Source organism: Pseudomonas sp. PSB11, assembly GCF_014596605.1.
GTDB lineage: Bacteria > Pseudomonadota > Gammaproteobacteria > Pseudomonadales > Pseudomonadaceae > Aquipseudomonas > Aquipseudomonas umsongensis.
In genome coordinates, this window is record NZ_NOIO01000082.1 from 1 (window position 1) to 556 (window position 556).

Consider the following 556-nt stretch of genomic DNA (forward strand, 5'->3'; position numbering starts at 1 on the left):
AGTAGCTAGTCTAACCTTCGGGAGGACGGTTACCACGGTGTGATTCATGACTGGGGTGAAGTCGTAACAAGGTAGCCGTAGGGGAACCTGCGGCTGGATCACCTCCTTAATCGACGACTCAGCTGCTCCATGAGCTCCCACACGAATTGCTTGATTCATTGAAGAAGACGATAGAAGCAGCTCGAAATTGGGTCTGTAGCTCAGTTGGTTAGAGCGCACCCCTGATAAGGGTGAGGTCGGCAGTTCGAATCTGCCCAGACCCACCAATTTTGTTATGGGGCCATAGCTCAGCTGGGAGAGCGCCTGCCTTGCACGCAGGAGGTCAGCGGTTCGATCCCGCTTGGCTCCACCATAAACTGCTTCGAAAGTTTGAGAGTTTAGAAATGAATATTCCGCGGTGAATATTGATTTCTAGTCTTTTGATTAGATCGTTCTTTAAAAATTTGGGTATGTGATAGAAAGATAGACTGAACGTTACTTTCACTGGTAACGGATCAGGCTAAGGTAAAATTTGTGAGTTCTCTTAGTTGAGAAATTCGAATTTTCGGCGAATGTC

The 556-nt window shown here is 47.3% G+C and carries 2 tRNA genes and 1 rRNA gene; all 3 read left to right on the plus strand.

Going from position 1 to position 556, the window contains the following annotated elements:
* A 16S ribosomal RNA gene (locus CGA21_RS29755) occupies nt 1–109 on the plus strand; the annotation flags it as partial.
* Nucleotides 110–189: 80 nt separating this feature from the next.
* Nucleotides 190–266, plus strand: a tRNA-Ile gene (locus CGA21_RS29760).
* A gap of 10 nt (nt 267–276) precedes the next feature.
* Nucleotides 277–352, plus strand: a tRNA-Ala gene (locus tag CGA21_RS29765).
* Nucleotides 353–556 lie beyond the last annotated feature (204 nt).